This is a genomic window from Pseudomonas sp. NFX183 (assembly GCF_047943075.1).
Taxonomy (GTDB): domain Bacteria; phylum Pseudomonadota; class Gammaproteobacteria; order Pseudomonadales; family Pseudomonadaceae; genus Aquipseudomonas.
In genome coordinates, this window is record NZ_CP181333.1 from 5,914,511 (window position 1) to 5,934,699 (window position 20,189).

Sequence of the window (20,189 nt, forward strand, 5' to 3'; positions counted from 1 at the left end):
CCGCTCAACCTTAAACCCATCGTCAGTCTCACCCAGCAATTCAATGATAGGAAAACAATGCTAGAGCAAAATAAAAAAATAGTACTTACCGGAAAAGAGGTACTTGACGCACTTAAAGAGATCGAGTTCATACTGATATCTCTACACAAAATGGGCAGCTATTATGCTGAAAAGCCTGGCGCTCTAGAAGAGTATCGAAAAGCAACCACTGACTTCATCGACGATTGCGCCGTTACACAGCGCTTGGCAAAGGTCCGCAGGATCGTATCTATGCCCTTTGACGACTCTCTCGGTGATGACGAGATGGATGACATTGAAAGATATTTCTCCGATTTAAAATTCTGGGAGCCCAGTCAACCGATGAATCGAACAAACCCTAGTACAGAAAAGATTACTATCTCAAAGGGAATCATTGAGCAAGTCACTTGCAAAAGAAATGAATTACTAGTTTTCTTTACGGACCAACAAGATCAATCACTGCTGATCACTTTTCATAACCCGGCCGCCTTTAAAAGTATAAATGCGATCACCTCTCAATGTGAGATACACGAGGAAAAGGATTCTAACCTTTCCCAAGAGGTAGCACGCATCGCTCCAGACAAACCAGGTAAAAGTTATTGCTTCAAGGACTGCAGCAGCGGCGAAGTTATCTTTGCAGTGATAGCGGATAGCTACAGCATTGAGAGGATATGAGATTGACTGAACACCTGTCTCGGATGTATGGCCGACTTGGTAGACAACGACCCGGTAACAGATGGATGAGAAGCTGTATCAGCCGGGGAGCACAGACAGTGGATAAATACTCTAAAACTGGAGGAGCCCTTATTTGAGTAAAAGCATAGATTAATTTGCTGATAGTGATCCAATCGTGGCTACGACAGACGAAGACAAAAAGCCAGGAAACATCTCGAGAATATTAAGGTCGCAGAAGACCTCAACGGAGGCGACGTAAAAATCTACGACCTTTCATTACTGGGTACAAGACGTTATTTAAGCCTGGATGGCGTGGTTCCTAATAACAAGACCTTCCCGACTGGAAAGCAAATGGGGTAGGAACCAAAGCGAATATAATGAAGTCACCCACTTTAATAAGACACCCAGAAAATGAAAATAATTTGCGTGCCACTCACGACAGAAGCAATGAAATTACTGGACATAAACGACTGCCCGGACGCTCTACTTGAGACTGTCTCGCTTACTGAAAAAGAACACCAACAATTTTTAAATTCTGGCGCATTAGAAAGCATAAATTATGCGACAGGGAAGATAATCGATGAGTATGAGGACGAAATCATAACCACTCCTGAAGAACTAGAAACAACCTTGCAAATATTGAAAGCCCACTTAAAACCTGAAAACTCAAAAACATTAACCAAATTAATCCAATTAAACGAATTAGCAATCAATAAAAGCACAGGGTTATTTTTCTTTTTTTAACCGTTCAATCTTAAACCCATCGCCAGTTTCATCCAGGACAATACAATCACAGGAAAACAATGCTAGTGCAAAATAAAAAATAGCACTTAATGAAAAGGAAGCACTTGACACCCTTAAAGAGATCGAGTTCATACTGATATTTCTACACAAAATGGGCAGCTATTATGCTTATAAGCCTGGCGCCGTGGAAGAGTATCTATCCTAGGCAACGAGTGTGATTTTTTGTTCGGCTTAGACACTCAGATTACGTCAACCAGAGCCGATAGGCTGGATAGACAATACGATGAAAACCAAGCCCTTAGAAAATTTTATAACTGAGTATTTGGCACAGGTAAAAAAAGTAACAAAGCTAATTGAGCGCTGATTCGGAGCCAGACATATTCTGAGCCTTTGGTGCTCCACCACCACACATAGATCCTGCGCGCATGACTGTTGACCGCACGTTCATCACACTCATGCAAACACCCAAAAATAACTTTGGAAAAAGTATGGCGCAGGCTAAGTTAGCTTAGAGAGATTTCCACCACGGAAGATTTCAAAGTAATACTTTTCGACAAAATGTCTCTCTCCTTCAGATTTACGACCCGGAAACGCGTGGAGCCGCGCAACTTATCTGCCTCTCTAAGCACGCAGAACTATTAAACGAAATTATTGCCACGATAAAAATAACAGAAATTCAACAAGGCGATGTATACACCTACATCCATCGCGAACAAAAACGCTATGATTGTCAATAGCACAACCGGCTATAGTCGAACTAAGTAGAAGCAAAATTAAAATTCGAACTATCGATACATTTTCTGAGCTAGGCGTATTGCACGTGAGCTTCCAATCACCCGTCGGAAGTGGCATTGCTTTGTGGAGCGGCTCTGTGCCAAAAGCCGGTGAGATCGTTGATGTGGCGTTCGATTTGGATGAGGTTTTTTCGTGGGGGAAAAATATGACGCACTCCTCTGAAAAAACACCGAAAATCAGTGCGATAGCCAACGTCACTTATATAACCGCTGAACTATCCCAAGGCGCAGATGGAAAATGCGCCGTATTAAAAATCAGCGACTCAATAATCCTCATCGAACTTGACGGACCGATCCCCCAAGAATCCGGATTTGTTGAGGTAAGAGCAGCCAGGATTCACCTCTACCCAACAAACATTTAACCCCCCCTCACCCCCACGCCACCACCAACAACCCCACCCCCAACACCAAACACAACGGCGAATAAAAATACGTATCTAACCTGGCAAACCTCGACCCACCCACCTTCTTGAAAAACCCCACCAACTCCGAATCCCCGATTGCCCTGGCAAACATCACCACGGCAATCGCGCTGATCCCCCACTGCAGCGCCCCATGCGACACCGGCGAGAAGTACAGCCCGGCCCGCAGGCACACGAGTAGCGCAATCGCCACCAACCCCAGCGCGACCAGGAATGTGCCCAGCGCCGAGGGTTTGAACGCTGGTCGGGGCCCGTGGGCGAATTCGCCGGGCAGTTGGGGGATGGCGGCAAGGCTGCCGAGTTTGCCGCCGGCGGCCCAGTACAAGTGCACCATGCTGATGCAGGTAAAAACCCCGACGATCCAACGCGCGATGACAAAGCTCATGGCGGGCGCTCCCTGAAATGTGGGAATGAGGATAGTCGCCCTGAGATTTTTTGTAGGCATTTCGTCGGCGGCTGATGGTAAAGTGCCGCCCCATGAAAATCGCCCGTGCCGACCGCTCGCTCATTGTTTGGATGCTTTACTGCTGCGTCCTGTTCAATGTGTTCGCGTGCAGTATTGGGCATGGGCAGATGCTGGGGATGCAGCTCAACGGCATCGGTGGTCAGTTCTGTACGGTGGACCCGCTTACCCAGGCGCCCAAGTCGACCAACTCCACGGATGAGAGCCTGCCGACGCTGTCGAAGGCGTTTAGTTGCCCGCTGTGTTCGACCGGCGGTATGGGCCCGGCACTGAGTTCCAGCCTGAATGTGGCGGTGTTGCCACAACCCCATGCGCCACCACCGGCGGTGGTGCTTGCCGCTGATATCCCTGCCCGCTTCACCTGGCCTGCGGCCAACCCGCGCGCGCCGCCCGCTTTCGCCTGATCCCTTCGCTTTCTGATTTGCACTGGCCACCGTCCCCATCGGGGAATACGCGCGGCTGTGCGTTGTTTTCAAGCCAAGTTTTTCAGGATTCAACCATGAAACATTTACCCCTGTTGGCGGGCCTGTTCGGCTGCCTGCCTGTCTGTGGCTGGGCGCTCGAGTTGGCGCCTACCACCATTGATGGTGAGCAAGCCGCGGAGCCCGGCCTGGCGCTCGACCAATCCAGCGGCATGGCGTCGCGGCTGGGCTTAAGCGTGCGCGAAACCCCGGCATCGGTGGCCATTGCCACCCGCAACGACATTGAGCGCCATGGCGCCAAGACCCTCCGCGATGCGGCCAACACCTTGCCCGGCGTCAACGCCAGCGCGCCGCCGGGGTTTGGCGGGTTTGTGTCCTACCGTGGATTCACCAGCAGCCAGATCACTCAGATGTTCAACGGCATCAACGTCGCCACCGGCTTGGCCCGGCCGGTGGATGCGTGGATCTATGACCGCGTCGAACTGGTTGGCGGCCCCTCCTCCTTGATCAATGGTGCCGGCGCCGTGGGCGGCTCACTGAACTATGTGACCAAGCTGGCGACCCGCGAGGAGCAAGCGGCAGAAGGCCAGCTCACCTACGGCAGCTACGACACCGCCGGCATGGCCTTTGGCGTCAACCATGCGCTGACGGAACCGGGTGCCGAGGTGCAGCATTACGCGCGTCTGGACGTGAGCCGCAACACCAACCACAGCTATATCGACCGCGACCAGCGGGATGCCTGGAGTGTGGCGTTTTCCCTGCTCAGCGACCTGACGCCCAACCTGTCCCATACCTTGGCGCTGGAATATCAGGATGAACATGAGGACAGCCCGTACTGGGGCACGCCGGTGCTCAACCCCAAGGCGGGTGAGTTGAAAATCGACCGGCACAACCGGTTCAACAACTACAACGTTGCCGATGGTCGTTACGAGCAGCGCACGATCTGGGCGCGTTCGATCATTGATTATCGGATCAACGACAGCACCACGCTGAAGAACACGCTCTATCACTTGGACAGCCAGCGCGACTACCGCAACCTGGAGACCTACCAATACAACGCCGACAACAGCGCGGTGAACCGTTCAACGGCCTACCAGGTGCGTCATCAGGGCGAACAGAACGGCAACCAGTTCGAACTGCGCCACGACGATACGTTCTTCGGCTTGTCGACCACCTGGTCCGGCGGCTTCGAGTACAAGGTCAACAGCACCACCAACAACCCACTGAACGTGCCAGGTAACAGTAGCGTGGACCCGAACCACTACAACCCAGGGCACTTCTACGACATACCGGGCACCCGGCCGGGCTTCGTCAAGGACAAAACCAATGCGGTCACCACCCAGGCACTGTTCGCCGAAAACCGTCTGGGCTTCACCGACAAACTCTCGCTGCTGACCGGCTTGCGCTACGACGCTATCGACCTGGACGTTACCAACCACAGAACGGTGACAGCCACCAACCCACGTCACTTCAAGCGCAGCTGGGAGCCGGTGACCGGCCGCGTGGGCCTGACTTACCAGTTCATCCCGTCAGCCAATGTGTATGTGCAATACAGCACCGCGGCCGAGCAGCCGTCGACCACCACCCAAGTGTTCGACGTGTCGACCGGCAAACAGTGGGAAGTGGGCAGCAAGTTCGATTACCTCGACGGTCGCGGCTCGGCCACCGTCGCGGCCTACAAGATCGAACGCAAGGATTTCGCCGTCACCGACCCGCTGGACCCGAACAACAGCATCCCAGTGGGCGCGCAGTCCTCCAAGGGCATTGAGTTGGCCAGCTCATTGCGCATCACGCCAAAGCTGCTGGCCGAGGGTAATTTCGCTTGGGTGGATGCCGAATACGATGATTTCAACGAAAAAATCGCCAGCGGCGCGGTGGTCTCACGCAAGGGCAACACGCCTACCAACGTACCCAAGCGCGTGGGCAACGTGTGGCTGACTTATGACTTTACGCAAGATTGGCAGGGGGGCGTGGATGCGCGGTATGTCGCGCAGGTGTATGCGGACAATGCCAATACCCTGACGGTGCCGGCCTACACGCTGTTCGGGACTTTCCTGCGCTACAAGGTGGACTCACACACCTCGTTAACCGGCCGGGTGCGCAACCTGACGAATGAGGTGTATGCGGAGTTTGCGCACGTGTCGCCGGCTTACTATTTGGGGTCGCCACGCACATTTGAAGTGGCCATTCAAACCAAGTTCTAAGCCTGAAATACAATCAAAAATGTGGGAGCGGGCTTGCTCGCGAAGACGATGGATCAGTCACTCAACACATCGACTGACACACCGCCTTCGCGAGCAAGCCCGCTCCCACATTTGGATGCTCATCCATGTAAGGCCGTCGGCTACTTCAGACTCGCCTCAACCTTCTGCGCCACATCCTCCGTCAACCACGCCTTCCACACCTCAGGATGCTCCTTGAGAAACGCCTGGGCCACTTCGCGTGGCGCCGTATGGTTCTCGCTCATGGTCGCCAAGGCCTTGTTCAGCGGCTCGATGGGAAACTGAACCTTGGTAAAAAATTCGGCAATTTGCGGGTTTGCCTGCTGGAACGGCGTCGATACACCAATGCTCAACTTGGACGCCAACGAGCGGGTCGGCCTCGGGTTGGGGTTATCCGCATCGGTCAGTGTCTTCCACGCATCGGCGTCAAACGGTGGCTCTTCCAGCTGGATCAACTTGTAACGCCCCATCAACGGCGTCGGCGACCAGTAATAGAACAACACCGGCTTGCCTCGACGGATTGATGAGGCGATTTCCGCATCCAGGGCCGCGCCCGAGCCACTGCGGAAGTTTACATAGCTGTCGTCGAGGCCGTAGGCCTTGAGCTTTTGTTTGTTGACCACTTCGGAGGTCCAGCCGATGGGGCTGTTGAGAAAGCGCCCCTTGCCTGGCGATTCCGGGTCTTTGAACACATCCTTGTAACGCGCCAGGTCTGTGACGCTTTTGAGGTCCGGCGCCAGAGGCTTGAGGCCGTTGGCGGGGTCGCCCTTGACCACATACTCCGGCACCCACCAGCCCTCGGTGGCGCCCTTGACCGTATCGCCCAGGCCTACCACTTTGCCTTCGGCCTCAGCCTTGATCCACACCGGGCTGCGGCCGGCCCATTCTTCGCCAATCACCTGGATGTCGTTTTTCGCCAGCGCGGTTTCCAGGGTGATGGTGGTGCCGGGCAAGGTATCGGTGGGCAGGTCGTAGCCCTTCTCAACGATAAAGCGCAGCACCTCGGTGATCAGGCTGCCACTTTCCCAGTTCAAGTCGGCAAAATGCACCGGAGCCTGGGCGGCCGATACCGGCAATGAAGCCACCGACAGGCTCAAAGCCGTCAGGGACGCTGCCAACAGGGTTCTCAATCCTTTCATGCCTTGTGCACCTCGCGTTTTCGCAGCCATAGCGGACGGCTTTGCTGCCAATGCGCGAAGCCTCTGATTAGTTAAGTCAACTCAACTGTAGTAGAGGTTCCGGGAGAGCAGAAATACACGCGAGGTTTAACGACTATTCACTGGCCTTGAAGGTCACCAGTTCACCCTTGCGCCACTTGGCGGCCTTGCCGGTTACGGCTTTGAGCGTTTTGGTGAGGTTTTCCTGCAGCTGTTCGTGAGCGGCAAACACCAGCATTACGCTGTGGCCTTCCTTGAACACGATGCCCTGGCCTTCGGGCGAAGAAACAAAGGCGTAATCGCCCAAGCCATACACCGTCAACTTGATATCGCGGAACTTCAATTCGAATTTGCCGCCTTCACGGCTCGGCAGCACCGCCGCGCGAAAATGGTCGCCGACCTTGAGCTCCAGGCGCGGTTTGTCATCCACCACCATCGCCGCTTCGGTGTCGATTTCGGCAATGTAGATGCCTTCCGGCGTCTGTTCGGTGATGTAAACAAAACGGGATTGAAACTGCTTGACCAACTTTGCGCGCAAATCACCCAGCACGAATAACGCGTGCATATCCAGATTACTGACTGCCAAGGAAACGCCCCCACATCGAAAAAGCACCGACCGCCGCAGCGGACAGCACAAAAAAACGGCCGTAACGGCTCGATCACACATTCATTAAAAAACTGAAGAGAACCCGCTGCTGCGCTGTAAGACTAGTACACAGATGCGCGATGGACCTTGTGCAAGTCATCAGGCGCCACAGGAAATCACAGGTTCAAGGACCTGAGAATACAGGCCCGTCAGCTTCAGAGAATAACCCAATTAAAAACGCAGTTTCCGACAGCATACACATCACAAAATACCTGGCCATGGAACCAGGCCAACGCTGTGGACGACAATACTAAAACAGCAACGCGGGTCAAAACCACCTGAAAACGCTGCGGGCAAGTCAACAAGATCGACCGACAGGAGCCGGCCATGCAAACACGTCAACTCAATGCTACGTCTTCCCGCACTCGTTCATCATGTCCAGACGAGCGTCGATACTACTGCCTGGACAGCCCCGACGGGTACTCCAATTCCGTTCTTTACCAAGTTGTACCAGCGGGCCGCAATTTCTTTCATATCCTGGAAGTGACCAGCGGCAGGATCAGAGGCTTTCGCAGCAACCACATCCGGGCCTGCGAATTGGCTAAAAAGCTTGAAGCCAACCCGCTGACCTTTCACCCAGGCATCGTTTCGTCATCTGGATGAGTTTACTGCGCCGCCGCCCCTCAACAACTGCCATACTGGCCCGTCCATTGAAGTTTGCCCCTATCGGGTCAGGTTTTATCAGTGCAGTTACCTTGAAGGGAAGGCTATACGTGACGGAATTTGATATTGGCGAATTTTTCATCCATGGCGATGCGAGGGAAGTTGACGGTGAGTTTCAAGCGGTGATCATCATGCGGGCCAAACCACCGCTGACCACGGTCACAACGCACCAGGTAGAAAAAGATCGTTGGTTCAAAACTGTCGACGCCGCTGCAACAGCGGCAAAAGATGCTGCCAAGGCACTTAAATCCGCCGTGGATTCAGGTGCACTCAATTCCTGACAATCCGATAGAACTCTGCCGCCTCCTGCGCCTCACATGCACAACGACCATCACCTTGCATGGAGAACACTATGGACGCGCCAATCCCCACTCTCGAAACACTGTTTGAACAATTGGGCCTGGATTCAACCCCGGAGGCAATCGACGCATTCATCGATGCGCACCCGCTGGCTGAAGACGTGAAGCTGATCGATGCGCCTTTCTGGACGCCGCAACAAGCGGCGTTTCTGAAAGAAGAACTGCGTGAGGACGCCGAATGGGCTATCCCCGTGGACGAACTGAACCAGCGCCTGCATCAACCTCACTAACCTACCCTCAATGCAGGCTGTCGGATTGCTCCAGGCGCAATAACGCCTCCCAGGCAGCCTTGCACTCCTGCGCTTCGTCGCGACTGGCGAACGCTGTGCCACGTTGCTCGCCATTGAGCAGCACGACCCAGCAGGCTTTCTGACCCAGCGCGCGCAATGTTTCGGGAACACCACTGCCGATCATCACGGCGACATCGACTTTGTTTTGCATGGAGCTTCTCCGCCACATTAGTTAGCTACCTAACAATGTCGGCCATGCTACGTTTTTCTTCCTGTTGGAAAAAGCTATCTCCGGAATAGCTCCCTTGCATAAACAGCAACAATCGCTAGCGTGCCGGCTTCGTCGCCTGCGGTTTATAGCCCAGACGCAAGCCGCCCCAATGCCGCCCGTTAACCATGATCGGCACCGACAAGTCGTGCATCAACTCGCCGGTATCGCGCGTATAGGTCTGCAACAACACTGCCTGTTGATGGCTGCCACAGCGGATGCCGGTACGGTCTTCGAACTTGCGCTTGGTGCGGTTCTGCAACGCATCGACGTGCGCGTCGCCGGTGAGCGCCTGGGAAAAAGCCTTGTTGTGTGTCGGCACATAACCCTGAGGCGTGCAGGCAATGGCGAATACCAATCCCTCATGGCGCGGCAGCAGCGCTTCCTGGATCGCCGGCAAAACCTCATCGGTGTAACGGTCAAAACGCGTGTGGTACTTGCTCGGGCTGGTATTCGGGATCGGCGTGTAACTGCGGTCGAACAAGTCCTGCAGGCTGATGCGGTTTTGCAATACATCGGCTTCGAACTGCTCGGCGATGCGGTGTGCGCCCTCGCGGGCCAAATCGTAGATGCGCTGGTGATAGTCATCCAGGCCGACTTCGGCCAAGCGCTCGCTGATGGTTTCGGCTTGCCCTTCCATTTGCACGGCGGCGTCGGCCAGTTGGCGGGTTTGCTGGTCGCTCACGGTCAGATCGCTGCGCATCTGCTCCACCGCATGGAAGAGGCTGTCGAGTTGCGCGCGGTTGGTATCGGTGCCCTGCGCAATTTCATTCACCTGCCCTTCCACATCCGCCGCCAGGCTGGCGATGCTCTCCAGCTGTTCGCCGGCGTGCTCCACCTGTTCAACGCCCGTGTGCAGGTCCGCCGACAGCTGGCGAATCTGCTCCACGACCTGCGCCGTGCGTTGCTGGATGTCAGCGACCATCACCCCAACCTCATCGGTCGCCGTGGCAGTACGCCCGGCCAGGCCGCGCACTTCATCGGCAACCACGGCGAAACCGCGCCCGTGCTCACCGGCCCGCGCCGCTTCAATGGCCGCGTTCAAAGCAAGCAGGTTGGTCTGGCTGGCGATCGATTGGATCACCAGCGTGACGCGCTGGATTTCTTCACTGCGCAGGCTCAAGGCTTCAATCAACTCGCGACTGGCGTCGGCACGCTGGCTGAGCTGGCGCATGCGCGTGATTGACTCGACCAGCACTTCACGGCCCTGCGTACTGTGCTGATGCGCCTGGCTGGCCGCGCCCAAGGCTTGACGGCTGAGTTGGGAGGTGACCTGCTCAGTGCCGATCATGACTTCGGCGCTGCTGACGATTTGCCTGGCTGCGCTTAATTGCGATTGCAACCGGGCCGCCAATTGCTTGACCGAATAGGCCACGCCGGCAGCGGACAGCGCGTTATGGCTGGTGGTGTAGGAAAGATCGCGAGTCAGCTCGCCCATCGTATCGGCGACGGGGACAGGCGCCACGCGGTGCGTTCGACTTTTAAGGGAGGGCAGCCATATCACCAGCAAGGCCAGCGGCAGGCACAGGTACAGCGGCAAGCCAGCAAACGCCAGGCCCAGCAGAACCAGCACCAGGGCGGTGCTCTGCAAGAGCGGCGTCAGCCAGCCGGGCAGCGCGCGCACCCGCGCGTGCACGGGCACTGCTGCGCCCATCAGAGATCCGTCTCCAGCCATCGTCGTTACCCCACTGCTTGTCGTTATTGTTTCTGCATTAAACGCCACTATCGGGCCATTATCCATGGGCTGTTAGTGGGAGGCTTGCAGCAGATCAATAGACAGGGGCGTAACCGGTATTTCTCTTGAGCGCCGCATCAGCAGCGCCCAACTTCAGCACATCAGGCTTGACGCTGGTGCTTGTCGATCTGCTCGTGGCGCTCTTGCGCTTCGATGCAGTACTTGGTGGTCGGGCTGATCAGCAGGCGCTTGAGGCCGATAGGCTCGCCGCTGTCGTCGCACCAGCCAAAGGAATCTTCCTTGATGCGTTCCAGTGCACGCTCAAGCTGCGGCAGCATGCGCTGGTCGCGATCGATGGCATTGACCAGCCAGGTGCGCTCTTCTTCAACGGACGCCGCGTCAGCCGGGTCAGCCGGGGTGTCCAGGCTTTCGATGGCGATACGGTTCTGTTCAATGCGCTCGTGGTGTTCCACTTTCATGTCTTGCAGCAGCTGCTCGAAAAAAGCGTGCTGTTCGGCATTCATGTAGTCATCCGCCGGCATGGCCAGCAACTTTTCCTTTGTCATTGATTTCTCTATAAAAAATACGTGCATTAAGGCGAATAAGGGAGCGTTCCGGCAGACCTCTGCAGGCCTCGGAAAGGCGCCGTCCATTTCAAGCGCCACCCGGCACTCAATTTACGAGGGGCGGCAGTCTAAGGCCGACTTGAGGGCTCAGCAACTGAAAAGACAGGCATTTTTTCCCAATTAACCCCCAAAGGCACCAGGACGGGCTTGGCGAATGGTCATCGGAGTGCGTTTATAGCAAGAAATTCAGTGTTGTGGAGCTATATAGAAGACAAACGGTTGAATAAGGCCACCAGGCCTATGCGCAAGGGCGATTCAACAGATCTCAGCACGCGGTGGCGGCAGTTACATACCTCCCGTCGAAAATTCGCCCCGGTATAGATAGAGGCTCCGAAGTTTCCCTACCGAACAGGACCTCTCATGCCCGCAATCCCCTCCGCCCATCGCGCGCTCCCCGCACAAGCCGTCAGCGCACAATTTGCTTCACGCCCGACGCTGGACACTGTTACCCGGCAACTGCTGACAGAGCTGATCCGGCAACACTATCCAACTTTGATCATTGATCTGTCCCGTACACAATTGGCCATACCCAGTCCCACCGGAGGCTGGACTCTGCATCCGCTCATGGCCCGTGTGCTCGAGTTTCTCGCCACCGGCACCGAGCTGGACTTAAGTGACCGGCACGGCGAGTCCTGCTACCTGACCGACGCTCCGCCTGGCCGTCTCAAGCTTGCAGCCCCGGCGACCTCCGCCCTCGACATGAACATCATCGAAAACATAATCAAGCAATTGCCCTTGACCCTGCCGACAGCGCTGCAAAACGCCCTGGCCACTTATTGGCGCGAAGAGGCCGACAACGGCCTGTCACGCTGGCGCTGGCTCAGCGATTGGCTGGCCGACAACCTCAGGGTCGCCGCCATCAGCCAGGCGGAGTTGGACGGCACTGAGCGTGAAATGCTTGAACAACTGATCAGCTACCCCGACCGCGACGAACGTATCCGTCAATTCGGGGCCAACGCCGTGCGCGCCTATTACCCGCGGGCGACGCTCAAGGAAGGTCAACAGACACTCCCCCTGCTCAGCCCGCACCTGTTGTTGACCCAGGCAACCCGGGTCCTGCTCTGCCAAACCACCGGTGCCTGCGAACGTTTTTCGTCCATGGACGCCAGCCTCCAGGCCTGGGCCCGACAGGTTGCGCAGCCCTACGTGGTCGAGCACATCACCACCCAACAATGGGAGCCCGACGGCAACGTTTTCGACATCCAGGCGGCACTGATGCTCAATCAGCAACTGGAAGACCTGGGCGCCCTCACCCTGCCCACCCGCCTGGAACTCGATACACTTCGCGCGCTGTGCCTGGAGATCGGCAACCCCGCCCACTCTTTTCTTGAGGCGCCGACCTCTGCCGCGAAGCTACAGACGACACTGCGCCAACAAACCCCGGCCTGGCTGCAACGTGCCAGCGCGGCTGACCAGCTACGCTATGGACGCTATAGCCTGGCCTTGGCCAGCGCCAAGAAACGCAGCAACGGCCACACCTTTCTCAGCGATATTCCAGACATCTACACCTTCGCAACCAATGCCCTGTTGCAACAGCTGAAACACGATGAGATCACCTTCGACAAGGTGACGCCCGAACAGTCGAAGGCCACACAGTTTCACCCTGATGACCTGCAATTGACATTCAGCGTGGCCGTCGGATACCCAGGAGGCTCCGGCTTCGTCGAGCCCGTGCACATGAGCCTCACTGAGCTGGCCATCAACAACCTGCAGGGCCAGCCCCGTGGGCAACTCACCGTACGACATCGCCGCTCGCTGCCCCTGCCAACCTGGCTGACGCCCGACTACATCAAAGGCCGCGGCGGCCTGATCGAGCAGGTCGATATTGGCAAGGCCTACCCCGAATTGCTCGACACCCAATTGCTCGGCGACAGTGACCAGGCGCGGCAACGCACAGAGCGCTTCGCACAACACACCGTCGCACAGCTGCCAATGCTGGCCCTGGAATGGGCGCTGAACAACCAGCACGGCATGACCCTGCGCGGGGCTCGCTACGTCGCCGCACTGATGGGCGAGCGCATTGAGCAACGCCAGGTCGAAGGCCAGGCCATCGTCATTCGCCACCTCGCCCTGGTGCGCAAATCCCAAGCGACACCGGATGTTGTCACCAATATGTACATCATCGAATCCGAGAGCGCCCTCGCCGGCCCACACCTGCTGTACCGGCCCTTGTATGCCGATCCCCTCCGGGAGTTCGCCAGCCGCGAGGACTTGCTGCAGGCCATTGCCCACCCTGGTGAATTGCAGACCAGTGTGCTGACCTGGTTGTCCGACGGCGCAAGGCCGGTTTACGCCAACGGTGGATTCCAGGAACCCCATTACCCGCGATTTGGCATGGGCGATGAGTTCAGCGTCCCTGACGTACCGCAACCCGCCACCCTGGCGACTGACGGCAGCAACGACGAGCTGAGGCAGTTTCTGTCCAGCGGCCAACTGATGCAGTTCTTGTATGGCTGTAACGCACGGGCGCTGGTCGATCAGGCTGATCGCGCCTCGGTTTCCAACCACGAGAGCCGCTGGCGCGTGCTGCTTGAAGGCGCCGGCCTGCTGTTCAACACCCTGCTGCTGCCCCTGGCCCGAGGCCCCCTTATGCTAACGGGTTGGCTGCTCAGCCTGATGAGCAGTGCCAGCCATGATATTCCAGCCCTTGGCAGCGATGATCCGGTGACCCGGGAATTGGCGCTGGTCGACCTGTTGCTGAACATCGGCATGCTGATGCACCAATGGCTACCGCCGACGACATCGCCCTCGACACCGCTGACTAACGATGTCAGGCAACAAGCCCTTCGTTCACCGCTTACCAGGCTGGGCGACAAGCACTGGCCACCAGCACCCGCCCCTGCGGTGCACCAAGGTCCTACCGTACTGGAAAACGAAGGGCTAGCGAGGGACGCTACGGTGTTCGATTTCAGCTTTTCCAACGCCCACCACCGACTCACGCCCAGCCAACGCGAACGGCTGGCCGGGTTCAGGGCACCCAAGCCCGAGCCATTGCCCAAGCCCCAATTGGACGGGCCACGCAGAGGACTGTATTCGTACCTGGGAGACTGGTACGCCTTGCTGGATACCCAGTGGTACAAACTGAGCCCTGAACGCGACGCGGGCGTGGTGATTGTCGACCCCATCGACCCCACCCGGCTGGGGCCTTTCCTGCAAACCGACGGCTTGGGCAACTGGACGCTGGACTTGCGTCTGCGCCTGCGCGGCGGGATGCCAGCCAAACGCATTGCCGCCGAACGAAAGCGCCAGGCCGAGCGCAAAATACAGCTCAACGCGCAATACGAGCAATTTTCCAACGACCAACAAGCCCAGCAAAAAAAAGCTGATGACGCAGAAATGCTCATGACCCTGGCGGCCGCCAACCCCAAGTACTCCGACGCAGCAAAGGCCAGCACCCGCAGGGCCTTCGACAGGGCTTTATACGAACAGAGTGAGGGCTATCGCAAAATACTCGACAGTCGCAAAGAGCGTGAAGCGTTGCACATCCCCTTCCCGGCCCAGGTCAGTGCCACACTGCTGGAAAACATCATCAATAACGCACGCAAGTCAGTCGTGATCGCCGACATGGACCGCAAAGCGCTCTATGCCATGCACCAGGAGCTCATGGGTGGTGGGATCGAACGGACACCCGTCATGCTCGCCAACGTTGCCCATCACTTACAATTTCTCAATGAGATGAGTGAAATCAATGAGCGGCAGATAAAGGCCCTGGAACTCAAGGATCACTACCTGCTGGAGTTATTCAATCTGGGCCAGCCCGGCCTGGAAAGCTATAACCGCCTGACCATGAACCGCCCTGCCGAACTTGGCGCATTGGCGATCAAGTACCAGCAACTCAATACCCTTAAATACCTGAGCGTCAAAATCTGGGACCATAGCGCCAACACCGAGTTGTATTCCGTGCTTGAGCCGCTGCACCCCCAAGTGCGCACCCATGCTGAACTCAGCACCCTTAGCCTGACGCCGGATGAGCGCCTGAACGTACTGGACAGTCTCTTCCGGCACTACGGCCAGGCGCTGGACGCGCTGCAAAGCATGGCCATGGTTCATGCCGACAACTTGCACATGACGCCTTTCCAACACATACAAAAACTGCTGACAGAGCTGTACCAGGATGCCATGCAGCAGTTGGCCGCCGAGATCAAGCCTGAACCCCACGCGGTCAAGCACCCTCCCAAGCATCCTCGGCCTGCTGACGGCGGCCCGCAGAAAAAGGTGATCAAAACCCGCAGGCAAGGCGTGTTGATCGGCGACCTGAAGCCTGCCGACGCAACGTTTCCAATCGATCGGGTCGAAGTGCGCTCCGTAGAGGGTGACCAACTGTTGGGCACTTACTCACAGCGCGAGCACCAATGGGACGAAATCATAGAGATACGCCCCAGCGCCCCGCCGCCGCCGCCAGGCACGCGGGCACTGAGTGTGGTCAAAGGTGAGGCGCGCAAATACCTGCAGGAGCTCACGCCGATCCTCAAGCGTGAGGCCGGCTATGCAAAGGTTTCCAAGTTTCCTGTCGAGATCCAGGAGAGTCTGCAGAAAGAGGCTCGCCGATTCACCGAGTTGGCCGACGAACTCTATCGATCCATCCAGGCCAAGCCGGAGGATTCAAGAGTGCTTGCCGACCAGACCCTGCTGGACGAGATGCGAGCGGCGGTCACAACTTTGACCACCAAGGGCCAGGAACTGCGCGTCCAGTACTCACTGGAACTGCCGCCGAACGACGCTAACCTGGTGTACTTGCTGGACCAGGACCTCGTGCAACTGGCCAGGCTCGGCTCACGCATTGAGATGCGAGGCGTCCGGCAGGATTTCATCCAGGAGTACGCGGTCAACGACAAACGCGGCTATCCGCTGTGGTATGCACATTTTCATTACGCCAAAGCCGACACACCGAAGCACGACTACACCGTGGCCCACCTGAAAAAAAAGAATCAACGTAAGGACAGTTACTACTCGCTCCTGGCCAACGCCCGGGGCCCACAAAGCGTGGTGGATGTGCACCATGGCACAATCGGCCGTGAACTGGCAGAGCGCCGGTTCCTGCCTTTGGCCCCGTAAACCCTGGAGCGAGCGTGCTCGCCAGCATCGTCAACGCTGACATGGGGGTCTGGCACCGCGCAGCGCTCTCGGGTTCTTCGCGAGCCAACTCCCCCATCGACTCAGCGCTTGAGCTTGCGCTTATTGCGATACTGGTCGATCACCACCGCGATCACGATGATCAGCCCCTTGATGATGTCCTGGATGTACGCATCCACGCCGACAAAGGTAAACCCGCTGGCCATCACGCCAAGGATCAACGCGCCGATCACGGTGCCGGTGATGCGCCCCACCCCGCCCGCCAGGCTGGTACCGCCGATCACCGCTGCGGCAATCGCATCCAGCTCATAGGACATGCCCATGCCCGCTTGGCCGGTCGCCGCACGTGCCGAGGCGACGACGCCCGCCAGGCCCGCGAGCAACCCGGCGATGCTGTAGACGATGATCAGATGGCGCTTGACGTTGATCCCCGACGTGCGCGCCGCCTGCATATTGCCGCCGATGGCGTAGGTGTACTTGCCGTATTTGGTGTAGCGCAGCGCGATATGGAAGATCACCGCCACCACCAGAAAGATGATCACCGGCATCGCGCCATGGCCGATCGCCGTGTACGAATCCGACAGCATGCTCACCGGCTGGCCTTCGGTGTAGTAACGCGCCAGGCCGCGGGCCGAGACCATCATGCCCAGTGTCGCGATAAATGGCGGAATCCCCGTGACGGCAATGATGCTGCCGTTGATCGCCCCTGCGAGCAGTCCCACCCCCAGGCCCATCGCCACCGGTATCCACACCGGCAAATCCGTCAGGCTGGGAAACACCGCGCGGGAAAAATCCGAAGTCTGCGCCAGGCTGGCGGCAATCATTGCCGACAGCGCCAGCACCGAGCCTGAGGACAAGTCGATGCCCGTGGTGATGATCACCTGCGTCACGCCAATCGCCAGCAGGCCGATAATCGACACTTGCAGGATCATCAGCACCAGACGCTGGGAGTTCATCAGAAAGCTCTGGTCGCGCACGATCCAACCGAACAGTTCAAACACCAACCCGATGCCGATCAGCACCAGGAAGATGCTCAGCTCGGTGGGCAAGCGCCTGCGGTGCTTGACCGGTGCCGTGGCAGGCTTGTTGTCTGTTATTGCGTTCATAGCCAATCACCTTCTTGTTCTGTGGCACAGGCCAACCGCAGGCCTGCGCTGCTGTTCGTCAGTGGACTACGGTCATACCGGAAGCCAGCTGCATGACTTTTTCCTGGGTCGCCTCCGCACGGTCCAGGGTGCCCATCAGGTCGCCCTCGTGCATCACCATCACCCGGTCGCTCATGCCCAGCACTTCAGGCAGCTCGGAGGAAATCATGATCACCGCCATGCCTTCGCTGGCGAGAAAAGCGATCAAGCGATAAATCTCGGCCTTGGCGCCGACGTCGATGCCACGGGTGGGCTCATCGAGAATCAGCAGGCGCGGGTTGGTCATCAGCCAGCGTGCCAGCAAGGCCTTTTGCTGGTTACCGCCGGACAAGGTGTCGATGCACTGCTCCAGAGACGGGGTTTTCACTCGCAGCTTCTTGCACATGTCTTCACACAACGCGCGCAGGGCCTTTTGCTGGATAAAACCGTTGCCCGAGTAGTGCGGCAGCACCGCCATTTCCATGTTTTCCAGCACCGACAGGCACGGGAACAGGCCGCTGAGCTTGCGGTCCTCGGTCAACAGCGCAAAGCCTTTCTCGATGGCCATGTGCGGGTCGCTGATGCGCACCGGCTTGCCGTCAAGGGTGATCTGCCCGCCAGAGCTTGGGGTAATGCCGAAAATAGTCTCCGCCACATTGGTGCGGCCCGAGCCCATCAACCCGGCGATGCCGAGGATCTCCCCGGCGTGCAGGTCGAACGACACCCCCTTGAACACGCCGTCCAGGCGCAAGTCGCGCACCGACAGCAGCAATTCGCCGATGGGCGTCTCCCGCACCGGGAACAACTGGCTCAGTTCACGGCCGACCATCATCGAGATCAGGCTGTCGCTGCTCATGCTGTCGGCGCGCTGCAGGCCGATGTAATGGCCGTCGCGAAACACCGCGACTTCATCGGCAATGGCGAACACTTCGTTCATTTTATGCGTGATATAGACGATGCCTTTGCCCTGGGACCTGAGGTCGGCAATGATCGAAAACAGGTGGGCCACTTCCTTTTCGGTAATGGCCGACGTGGGTTCATCCATGATCAGGATGTCGGAGTCATAGGACACCGCCTTGGCAATCTCGACCATCTGCCGTTCGGCGATGCTCAGGTTGCCGACGTGTTCTTCGGGGTCCAGATTGATGCGCAAACGCGCCAGCAACTCGGCGGTGCAGCGGTGCATTTCGCGGTGGTTGACCATGTGCAGGCTGTTGAGCTGCTCGCGGCCAATCCAGATGTTTTCGGCGATGCTCATGTGCGGCATCAGGTTGAGTTCCTGGTGAATCATCGCGATCCCGGCCTTTTGCGCCGCCAGAGGCGTTTCAAACACGATCGGCTTGCCGCGCAGACGTATTTCACCGGCGTCGGGCTGGTAGATGCCGGCGATAATCTTCATCAGCGTCGACTTGCCTGCACCGTTCTCGCCCATCAGCGCCAGCACCGAGCCAGGGCGAACGCGCAGTTGCACATCGGCCAGGGCCACGACGCCGGGAAAGCCTTTGCTGATGTTGAGGATTTCCAGCAGGTAGGGTTCTTCCGGCGCCAGGGGCTGGATGCCGGGAGGCTGCGAGGCAACCGCTTGAGCAAGCATATCGGGTACTCCATCAGCAGGACGACCGTGGCCGCCCTGCTCGCTTATTGTTGTTATGAAGGGCTACTTGAAGTCTTTGACGTTGTCCGGCGTGATCAGCTTGAACGGAATGATCACGTTCTGCTCGACCGGCTCGTGCTTGGCCATCTTGCGCGCCGCTTCCACCGAGCCGACGGCCTGCCCTTTCGCGTCCTGGAACGCCGACGCGGCCATGTCGCCCTTGGTAATCGCGTTCAAGCCATCCGGCGTACCGTCGACCCCGGCGATCAACACGCTGCCCGGTTTGGTGCCCGCCGACTTCAGCGCCATGGAGGCGCCGATGGCCATCTCATCGTTGTTGGCCAGCACCGCATTGAACTCACGCCCCTGGGTCAGCCAGTCGTTGACCAGCGTCATGCCGCGGTCACGCAGCCAGGTGCCGGTCTGTTCCTGTTCGATGGTGATGCCGGGGTACTTGGCCAGAACCTCTTTCACGCCTTTGGTGCGGTTGGTGGTGGAGTTGTTGGCCAGGTCGCCCAACAGGATCACGATCTTGCCTTTGCCACCGAGTTTGTCGGCGATGTACTGCATTTGCAGGCGACCGGCCTCGACGTCATCGGAGGTCACGGCCACCACATCTTTAGGCAAGTCTTTCTGATCGGGCCGGCGGTTGACGAACACCAGCGGAATGCCCGCCTTGGTCGCCGCACTGATGATGTTCTTGGTCGACGCGGTATCCACCGGGTTGACGATAATCGCGTCGACTTTCTGGCTGATGAAGTTCTCGACCTGGCTCAGTTGCTTGACCACGTCGGCGCGGGCGTCTTCAAACTGCAGCTGCACGCCATCGCCCTTGGGGTAGGACTTGGCTTGCTTGTCCATGTCCTCGCGCAGGTAAGTCAGAAAGGTGTCGTCGAAGGCGGACATGCTCACGCCTACTTTGATATCGGCAGCCGAGGCAAAACCGCTGGCAAGCAGCATGGACAAGGCCAGCGCGGTGAAACGGATCGGGGTCTTCATGAACGGTCTGTCTCC

18 protein-coding genes are annotated in these 20,189 nt (G+C 57.6%); 9 read left to right on the plus strand and 9 right to left on the minus strand.

The genetic code is table 11. The annotated features are described in order from the left end of the window. Positions 1-57: 57 nt before the first annotated feature. From ACM530_RS27590 to ACM530_RS27600, 3 genes are all read left to right on the plus strand, one after another. Positions 58-693, plus strand: a complete 636-nt coding sequence (locus ACM530_RS27590) for a hypothetical protein (protein ID WP_416363699.1) — start codon at positions 58-60, stop codon at positions 691-693. A gap of 447 nt (positions 694-1,140) precedes the next feature. Beyond that, positions 1,141-1,437 carry a hypothetical protein gene (locus ACM530_RS27595; RefSeq protein WP_242197473.1) on the plus strand — a complete coding sequence of 99 codons (297 nt, stop codon included), beginning with the start codon at positions 1,141-1,143 and terminating at the stop codon, positions 1,435-1,437. Between the two features lie 820 nt (positions 1,438-2,257). Continuing rightward, positions 2,258-2,593 (plus strand): hypothetical protein, encoded by a 336-nt coding sequence (locus ACM530_RS27600; protein ID WP_416363700.1) that lies wholly within the window; start codon positions 2,258-2,260, stop codon positions 2,591-2,593. Positions 2,594-2,600: 7 nt separating this feature from the next. Here the strand turns inward: ACM530_RS27600 and ACM530_RS27605 are convergent, their stop codons facing one another. Continuing rightward, complete coding sequence (locus ACM530_RS27605; RefSeq protein ID WP_242197482.1) at positions 2,601-3,038, minus strand: DUF3995 domain-containing protein; 438 nt, start codon at positions 3,036-3,038, stop codon at positions 2,601-2,603. 92 nt (positions 3,039-3,130) lie between these two features. On the opposite strand from ACM530_RS27605, the gene ACM530_RS27610 reads away from it, so the two are divergent. Together ACM530_RS27610 and ACM530_RS27615 are read left to right on the plus strand one after the other, a co-directional pair. Then, positions 3,131-3,520 carry a DUF2946 domain-containing protein gene (locus tag ACM530_RS27610; protein WP_262206327.1) on the plus strand — a complete coding sequence of 130 codons (390 nt, stop codon included), beginning with the start codon at positions 3,131-3,133 and terminating at the stop codon, positions 3,518-3,520. A 95-nt stretch (positions 3,521-3,615) separates the two neighbouring features. Continuing rightward, positions 3,616-5,742: a TonB-dependent receptor gene (locus tag ACM530_RS27615; protein WP_416363701.1), complete on the plus strand. Its 2,127-nt coding sequence runs from the start codon at positions 3,616-3,618 to the stop codon at positions 5,740-5,742. 140 nt (positions 5,743-5,882) lie between these two features. Here ACM530_RS27615 and ACM530_RS27620 read toward each other — a convergent pair whose 3' ends face one another. Further along, positions 5,883-6,899, minus strand: a complete 1,017-nt coding sequence (locus ACM530_RS27620; RefSeq protein ID WP_416363702.1) for an ABC transporter substrate-binding protein — start codon at positions 6,897-6,899, stop codon at positions 5,883-5,885. 133 nt (positions 6,900-7,032) lie between these two features. Then, positions 7,033-7,503 (minus strand): hypothetical protein, encoded by a 471-nt coding sequence (locus tag ACM530_RS27625; RefSeq protein WP_145164588.1) that lies wholly within the window; start codon positions 7,501-7,503, stop codon positions 7,033-7,035. Between the two features lie 387 nt (positions 7,504-7,890). Between ACM530_RS27625 and ACM530_RS27630 the strand changes: the two genes are divergently transcribed. The 3 genes from ACM530_RS27630 (at position 7,891) to ACM530_RS27640 (ending at position 8,815) form a co-directional block, all read left to right on the plus strand. Further along, positions 7,891-8,166 (plus strand): hypothetical protein, encoded by a 276-nt coding sequence (locus ACM530_RS27630; protein ID WP_416363703.1) that lies wholly within the window; start codon positions 7,891-7,893, stop codon positions 8,164-8,166. A gap of 110 nt (positions 8,167-8,276) precedes the next feature. Beyond that, the gene (locus ACM530_RS27635) at positions 8,277-8,507 is read left to right on the plus strand and encodes a hypothetical protein (protein ID WP_119741687.1); all 231 of its coding nucleotides are present in this window, start codon (positions 8,277-8,279) and stop codon (positions 8,505-8,507) included. A gap of 71 nt (positions 8,508-8,578) precedes the next feature. Then, the gene (locus ACM530_RS27640) at positions 8,579-8,815 is read left to right on the plus strand and encodes a DUF2789 domain-containing protein (protein WP_106580278.1); all 237 of its coding nucleotides are present in this window, start codon (positions 8,579-8,581) and stop codon (positions 8,813-8,815) included. A gap of 7 nt (positions 8,816-8,822) precedes the next feature. Here ACM530_RS27640 and ACM530_RS27645 read toward each other — a convergent pair whose 3' ends face one another. The 3 genes from ACM530_RS27645 to ACM530_RS27655 all read right to left on the minus strand — a co-directional run bounded on the left by ACM530_RS27645 (position 8,823) and on the right by ACM530_RS27655 (position 11,324). Then, complete coding sequence (locus tag ACM530_RS27645; protein ID WP_262206323.1) at positions 8,823-9,026, minus strand: hypothetical protein; 204 nt, start codon at positions 9,024-9,026, stop codon at positions 8,823-8,825. A 115-nt stretch (positions 9,027-9,141) separates the two neighbouring features. Continuing rightward, positions 9,142-10,824 carry a methyl-accepting chemotaxis protein gene (locus ACM530_RS27650; RefSeq protein ID WP_416363704.1) on the minus strand — a complete coding sequence of 561 codons (1,683 nt, stop codon included), beginning with the start codon at positions 10,822-10,824 and terminating at the stop codon, positions 9,142-9,144. 95 nt (positions 10,825-10,919) lie between these two features. Then, entirely contained in the window at positions 10,920-11,324 is a 405-nt protein-coding gene (locus ACM530_RS27655) for a TraR/DksA family transcriptional regulator (RefSeq protein WP_010564800.1), read from the minus strand. A 624-nt stretch (positions 11,325-11,948) separates the two neighbouring features. On the opposite strand from ACM530_RS27655, the gene ACM530_RS27660 reads away from it, so the two are divergent. Then, positions 11,949-16,439, plus strand: a complete 4,491-nt coding sequence (locus ACM530_RS27660; protein WP_416363705.1) for a dermonecrotic toxin domain-containing protein — start codon at positions 11,949-11,951, stop codon at positions 16,437-16,439. Between the two features lie 101 nt (positions 16,440-16,540). Here the strand turns inward: ACM530_RS27660 and ACM530_RS27665 are convergent, their stop codons facing one another. The 3 genes from ACM530_RS27665 to ACM530_RS27675 all read right to left on the minus strand — a co-directional run bounded on the left by ACM530_RS27665 (position 16,541) and on the right by ACM530_RS27675 (position 20,174). Next, on the minus strand, positions 16,541-17,563 hold the full coding sequence (locus tag ACM530_RS27665; RefSeq protein WP_026013640.1) for an ABC transporter permease: 1,023 nt from the start codon (positions 17,561-17,563) through the stop codon (positions 16,541-16,543). Positions 17,564-17,621: 58 nt separating this feature from the next. After that, positions 17,622-19,175: a sugar ABC transporter ATP-binding protein gene (locus tag ACM530_RS27670; RefSeq protein WP_416363706.1), complete on the minus strand. Its 1,554-nt coding sequence runs from the start codon at positions 19,173-19,175 to the stop codon at positions 17,622-17,624. Positions 19,176-19,238: 63 nt separating this feature from the next. Then, entirely contained in the window at positions 19,239-20,174 is a 936-nt protein-coding gene (locus tag ACM530_RS27675; protein WP_145164600.1) for a sugar ABC transporter substrate-binding protein, read from the minus strand. Positions 20,175-20,189 lie beyond the last annotated feature (15 nt).

Excerpts from the sequence above, each read along its gene's own strand:
- ACM530_RS27590 (WP_416363699.1), top strand. The coding sequence starts at position 58 with ATGCTAGAGCAAAATAAAAAAATAGTACTTACCGGAAAAGAGGTACTT.
- ACM530_RS27595 (WP_242197473.1), top strand. The coding sequence starts at position 1,141 with ATGAAATTACTGGACATAAACGACTGCCCGGACGCTCTACTTGAGACT.
- ACM530_RS27605 (WP_242197482.1), bottom strand. The coding sequence starts at position 3,038 with ATGAGCTTTGTCATCGCGCGTTGGATCGTCGGGGTTTTTACCTGCATC.
- ACM530_RS27610 (WP_262206327.1), top strand. The coding sequence starts at position 3,131 with ATGAAAATCGCCCGTGCCGACCGCTCGCTCATTGTTTGGATGCTTTAC.
- ACM530_RS27615 (WP_416363701.1), top strand. The coding sequence starts at position 3,616 with ATGAAACATTTACCCCTGTTGGCGGGCCTGTTCGGCTGCCTGCCTGTC.
- ACM530_RS27620 (WP_416363702.1), bottom strand. The coding sequence starts at position 6,899 with ATGAAAGGATTGAGAACCCTGTTGGCAGCGTCCCTGACGGCTTTGAGC.
- ACM530_RS27630 (WP_416363703.1), top strand. The coding sequence starts at position 7,891 with ATGCAAACACGTCAACTCAATGCTACGTCTTCCCGCACTCGTTCATCA.
- ACM530_RS27640 (WP_106580278.1), top strand. The coding sequence starts at position 8,579 with ATGGACGCGCCAATCCCCACTCTCGAAACACTGTTTGAACAATTGGGC.
- ACM530_RS27645 (WP_262206323.1), bottom strand. The coding sequence starts at position 9,026 with ATGCAAAACAAAGTCGATGTCGCCGTGATGATCGGCAGTGGTGTTCCC.
- ACM530_RS27650 (WP_416363704.1), bottom strand. The coding sequence starts at position 10,824 with ATGGATAATGGCCCGATAGTGGCGTTTAATGCAGAAACAATAACGACA.
- ACM530_RS27655 (WP_010564800.1), bottom strand. The coding sequence starts at position 11,324 with ATGACAAAGGAAAAGTTGCTGGCCATGCCGGCGGATGACTACATGAAT.
- ACM530_RS27660 (WP_416363705.1), top strand. The coding sequence starts at position 11,949 with ATGGCCCGTGTGCTCGAGTTTCTCGCCACCGGCACCGAGCTGGACTTA.
- ACM530_RS27665 (WP_026013640.1), bottom strand. The coding sequence starts at position 17,563 with ATGAACGCAATAACAGACAACAAGCCTGCCACGGCACCGGTCAAGCAC.
- ACM530_RS27670 (WP_416363706.1), bottom strand. The coding sequence starts at position 19,175 with ATGCTTGCTCAAGCGGTTGCCTCGCAGCCTCCCGGCATCCAGCCCCTG.
- ACM530_RS27675 (WP_145164600.1), bottom strand. The coding sequence starts at position 20,174 with ATGAAGACCCCGATCCGTTTCACCGCGCTGGCCTTGTCCATGCTGCTT.